The 1,267-nt window shown below is 58.2% G+C and carries 2 rRNA genes (both running past the window's edge); both read right to left on the bottom strand.

What is annotated here, in order from left to right:
• Positions 1–1,122, bottom strand: a 23S ribosomal RNA gene (locus ACWDUZ_RS38390); it reaches 2,104 nt to the left of the window's first position.
• 62 nt (positions 1,123–1,184) lie between these two features.
• Positions 1,185–1,267: ribosomal RNA gene (locus tag ACWDUZ_RS38385) — 16S ribosomal RNA — on the bottom strand; it runs 1,442 nt beyond the window's last position.
• Together the 16S and 23S rRNA genes form the textbook arrangement of a ribosomal RNA operon.

Raw genomic sequence — 1,267 nt, 5'->3', positions numbered from 1 at the left:
GCGTACGCTTAGGGGCCTTAGTCGATGCTCTGGGCTGTTTCCCTCTCGACCATGGAGCTTATCCCCCACAGTCTCACTGCCGCGCTCTCACTTACCGGCATTCGGAGTTTGGCTAAGGTCAGTAACCCGGTAGGGCCCATCGCCTATCCAGTGCTCTACCTCCGGCAAGAAACACACGACGCTGCACCTAAATGCATTTCGGGGAGAACCAGCTATCACGGAGTTTGATTGGCCTTTCACCCCTAACCACAGGTCATCCCCCAGGTTTTCAACCCTGGTGGGTTCGGTCCTCCACGAAGTCTTACCTCCGCTTCAACCTGCCCATGGCTAGATCACTCCGCTTCGGGTCTTGAGCGTGCTACTCCACCGCCCTCTTCGGACTCGCTTTCGCTACGGCTACCCCACCCGGGTTAACCTCGCAACACACCGCAAACTCGCAGGCTCATTCTTCAAAAGGCACGCAGTCACGACGTTGAGTGCAAACACTCAACGCGACGCTCCCACGGCTTGTAGGCACACGGTTTCAGGTACTATTTCACTCCCCTCCCGGGGTACTTTTCACCATTCCCTCACGGTACTATCCGCTATCGGTCACCAGGGAATATTTAGGCTTAGCGGGTGGTCCCGCCAGATTCACACGGGATTTCTCGGGCCCCGTGCTACTTGGGTGTCTCTCAAGCAAGCCGCTGACATTTCGACTACGGGGGTCTTACCCTCTACGCCGGACCTTTCGCATGTCCTTCGCCTACATCAACGGTTTCTGACTCACCGACCGGCCGGCAGACCGATCAAGAGAGATCCCACAACCCCGAATACGCAACCCCTGCCGGGTCTCACACGCATACGGTTTGGCCTCATCCGGTTTCGCTCGCCACTACTCCCGGAATCACGGTTGTTTTCTCTTCCTGAGGGTACTGAGATGTTTCACTTCCCCTCGTTCCCTCCACACTGCCTATGTGTTCAGCAGCGGGTGACAGCCCATGACGACTGCCGGGTTTCCCCATTCGGAAACCCCCGGATCAAAGCCTGGTTGACGACTCCCCGGGGACTATCGCGGCCTCCCACGTCCTTCATCGGTTCCTGGTGCCAAGGCATCCACCGTGCGCCCTTAAAAACTTGGCCACAGATGCTCGCGTCCACTGTGCAGTTCTCAAACAACGACCAACCACCCATCACCCCCGGAGAAACCCGGAGTTCACTGGGGCCGGCATACCGAAGACAGACCATGCGGCCATGCCCTCAGACACCCAACAGCGTGCCCGACACC

Source organism: Streptomyces sp. NPDC003393, assembly GCF_053589015.1.
This window is presented reverse-complemented; position numbering and strand designations above follow the sequence as displayed.